1 pseudogene is annotated in these 845 nt (G+C 54.0%); it reads right to left on the minus strand.

What is annotated here, in order from left to right:
* Positions 1-818, minus strand: a pseudogene (locus D6C13_RS26055) (hypothetical protein); the annotation flags it as partial.
* Positions 819-845: the final 27 nt, after the last annotated feature.

An 845-nucleotide genomic window follows, 5' to 3' on the forward strand; every position in this document is an offset into this window, starting at 1 on the left:
TGGATAGCATTGACGTTTTCAAAGGAAAGACTGATATCTTTCGTCCCGTCAAACGCCACACCGGCAATCTTGCGGGCGGTTGCAAGTTTGGACGCCGCGACGGCTGTCCCGTTTGCAGGGAGCGCACCGAGATTTTTTACTGCATCCGCGGCGGTTTTGGCACCGGTGCCGCCGCTGGAAACAGGCAGCGCCGTCGACAGCGTCAGGCCATACGCACCGGCGATTTCAAGGCCGCTGTCCATCACCCAATTATCTGCGTTACCCGTTGTCAGGTTTGACGCTCTTTTTCGCAGAACCCACCTGCCGTTAGTGGTATCCCAAAAGCCGAAATTCCCCGCGCCTGAATAGTTCACCGAGATCAATGGATGTGCAGCATCGGACGAGCTGAATTCACACGCACCATCATGGCGGCTAAATTTCACCAGCCCGTTAAACGTAACGCCGCCCGCCACCGTCATAGCACCGGAAAAAGTGGCATCTTTAATGACTTTCATGGTTTCGTTAACGGTTACAGGGGAGTCGATGGAAACCGCAGAGGTGAAAATATTTGCTTCTGGCCGGTTATACCCGATGTAGAGCGTCCCACCCATTTGCGTCCCTGCATCTTTCAGACTGGCGGACAGTGTGACATTGCCGTTGTTATGATCACGCAGAATGACGGCATCATTACGCCCCCGGATCACTGAATTCGCATTCGTTGAGGAAAGGGTAATACCTGACTCAGGGCGTAAAACGCCGTTCGCGATTTGCACCATATCGTTTTGCCCGTCACAAATAATACGGGCTTTACTGGTGCCGGTTTCATCACGAGCCTCCATCCGCATCACGCCTTCGCCGGTCGGGTA

The organism is Rahnella woolbedingensis (assembly GCF_003602095.1).
Classification (GTDB): domain Bacteria; phylum Pseudomonadota; class Gammaproteobacteria; order Enterobacterales; family Enterobacteriaceae; genus Rahnella; species Rahnella woolbedingensis.